Origin of the sequence: Pseudomonas sp., from assembly GCF_035277045.1 — a bacterium.
In the GTDB taxonomy this organism is placed as follows: Bacteria; Pseudomonadota; Gammaproteobacteria; order Pseudomonadales; family Pseudomonadaceae; genus Aquipseudomonas.
This window is the reverse complement of record NZ_DATELE010000247.1, coordinates 1-2,236: the sequence shown is the minus strand read 5'-3', so window position 1 is coordinate 2,236 and position 2,236 is coordinate 1. Positions and strand designations below refer to the sequence as shown.

The 2,236-nt window shown below is 65.9% G+C and carries 2 protein-coding genes and 1 pseudogene; all 3 read left to right on the top strand.

The window, feature by feature from the left end; all coding sequences use genetic code 11:
* A pseudogene (locus VJS90_RS14015) lies at window positions 1-225 on the top strand (ABC transporter permease); the annotation flags it as partial.
* Between the two features lie 2 nt (window positions 226-227).
* Complete coding sequence (locus tag VJS90_RS14010) at window positions 228-1,046, top strand: ABC transporter permease (RefSeq protein ID WP_324122245.1); 819 nt, start codon at window positions 228-230, stop codon at window positions 1,044-1,046.
* A gap of 2 nt (window positions 1,047-1,048) precedes the next feature.
* A complete protein-coding gene (locus VJS90_RS14005) occupies window positions 1,049-2,182 on the top strand; it encodes an ABC transporter ATP-binding protein (RefSeq protein ID WP_324122244.1) in 1,134 nt (377 codons plus the stop codon).
* Window positions 2,183-2,236 lie beyond the last annotated feature (54 nt).

The window sequence follows — 2,236 nt, the reverse complement described above, 5'->3', positions numbered from 1 at the left end:
ATGGTCTTCGTGATGTCGCTGGGGTACTACGTCACCCCGGCGCTGCTGGGCGGGGCGCAGAACATGATGCTGCCTGAGTTCATCGTCCAGCAGGTGCAGACCTTCCTCAACTGGGGTCTGGCCAGCGCGGCGGCGGCATTGCTGATCCTGCTGACGCTGGGGCTGTTCTACGTCTACCTGAAACTGCAGCCGGACTCGCCGGTTGCCTCGAGCCAGGAGCGCTGACCATGTTGCTGACCCCCAATGCCATGGGCCCCGGGCTGCGCCTGTCGCTGATGCTCACCACCACCGCGATTGCCGGATTCCTGCTGCTGCCGATCGTGTTCATCGTGCTGCTGTCGTTCGGCTCGTCGCAGTGGATGGTGTTTCCGCCGCCGGGCTGGAGCACCAAGTGGTACCTGCAGTTCTTCGCCAACGAGCAATGGATGGCCTCGGTCTGGGCGAGCCTGAAAGTCGCCTTGCTGACCACCGCCGGTGCCATCGCGCTCGGCCTGCCGAGTGCCTTCGCCCTGGTGCGCGGGCGCTTCCCGGGTCGCGAGATGATGTATGCGCTGTTCACCTTGCCGATGATCGTGCCGCTGGTGACCATCGCCGTGGCGGTCTATGCGCTGTTCCTCAAGACCGGCCTGACCGGCACGCTGACCGGCTTCGTCATCAGCCATGTGATCGTCGCGCTGCCGTTCACCATCATCTCGATCATCAATTCGCTCAAGCTGTTCGACCGTTCGATCGAGGACGCCGCGGTGATCTGCGGCGCCTCGCGCTGGCAGGCGATCTGGCGGGTGACCTTCCCGGCCATTCGGCCGGGGCTTGCCGCCGGCGCGCTGTTCGCCTTCCTAGTGTCATGGGATGAAGTGGTGATGAGCGTGATGATGGGCAGCCCGACCCTGCAGACCTTGCCCGTGAAGATGTGGACCACCTTGCGCCAGGACCTGACCCCGGTCATCGCCGTGGCCTCGACCCTGCTGATCGGCCTGTCGCTGCTGATCATGATGGTCGCCGCCGGCCTGCGCCGCCGCAACGAAGCCTCTTACCGCCAGGAGTAGACATGAACGCCGTCCTCAACGATACGCGCCAGCAACCTCTGGTCAGCCTGCGCAAGCTCAACAAGCACTACGGCGACTTCACCGCCGTGGACAACCTGTCGCTGGACATCCCCCAGGGCGAGTTTCTTACCTTCCTCGGCTCCAGCGGCTCGGGCAAGAGCACCACGCTGTCCATGCTCGCCGGCTTCGAGACGCCCAGCTCGGGCGAGATCCTGCTTGGCGGCCAGTCGCTGGTGCGCACACCGCCGCACAAGCGCGACATCGGCATGGTGTTCCAGCGCTACTCACTGTTCCCGCACCTGTCGGTGCGGGACAACATCGGTTTTCCCCTGGCCATCCGCAAGCTGTCGAGCGCCGAGCGCGAGAAGCGCGTCAACGCCATGCTCAGGCTGGTGCAACTGGAGGCATTCGCCGAGCGGCGGCCGGCGCAGCTGTCAGGTGGCCAGCAGCAGCGGGTCGCCATTGCCCGGGCGCTGGTCTACGAACCGCGCATGCTGCTGATGGACGAGCCGCTCGGTGCGCTGGACAAAAAACTGCGCGAGGAACTGCAGGACGAGCTGCGCCACCTGCACCGGCGCCTGGGTCTGAACATCGTCTACGTGACCCATGACCAGGAAGAAGCGATGCGCCTGTCGCAACGCATCGCCATTTTCAGCCACGGGCGGATCGTCGGCCTGGGCACCGGGCGCGACCTGTACGAGCGTCCGCCGAACGCCTTCGTCGCCTCATTCCTGGGCAGCTCCAACTTTCTCGCGGTAACCGCCAGGAGCAACGCCGCCGCGCAGTTCGAAGGCCAGGTGGTGGGCATCCGTCCCGAACCGGGCGTGACCTGTGGCGATACCCTGCAGGTGATGATCCGTCCCGAGAAGGCGGTGGCGCTCAGTCTCGAGGATGCCCGTGACACCCCCTTGCCCGCGGGCTGGAACGAAATCAGCGCCACGGTGACCGAGCTGTTGTTCCTGGGCGAGAGCCAGACCTGCTCGGTGATCACCGCAGGCGGAGTCGCCCTTACCGTCAAGGCGCTCTCATCCAGCGCCCCGGTGCTGGTGCCGGGCCGCGAAGTGCGCGTGCGCTGGGCGATCGGTGCTGCCAGCGTCTACCGCAGCTGGGAGGAGGGCGACCTCAAGAAAGGCTGAGCAGGACGCTCGACGGGGCGCCGCGCGCCCCATCGAGCGCTTCTAAGTGATCGG